This window comes from Algoriphagus pacificus (genome assembly GCF_017254845.1).
Lineage (GTDB): Bacteria > Bacteroidota > Bacteroidia > Cytophagales > Cyclobacteriaceae > Algoriphagus > Algoriphagus pacificus.
On record NZ_JAFKCU010000049.1, the window covers coordinates 1 to 221 of the forward strand.

The 221-nt window shown below is 49.3% G+C and carries 1 protein-coding gene; it reads right to left on the reverse strand.

Annotated elements, in window-relative coordinates:
* The coding region (locus J0A69_RS22535) for a hypothetical protein (protein WP_206588867.1) at positions 1 to 221 on the reverse strand (221 nt) is incomplete at both ends.

The following is a 221-nucleotide window of genomic DNA, read 5'->3' on the forward strand; positions in this document are numbered from 1 at the left end:
GCTCACCGTTACTCCGGCTGGTACGCCGCTTAGATCAGGGGTAATATCCACAATCGCGCCGCTGCCCGCTGTAATTGGCAAACTAGCTACCAATGGAGTACCTGGGGTAACTGCGAAACTTACGTCACTCGCTGTAGGAGCTCCATTCACGTTCACACTTACTGTAATGATCCCTGAATCACTCAAGCCATTTTCATCCGTTACTTCATAAGAGATGGTAA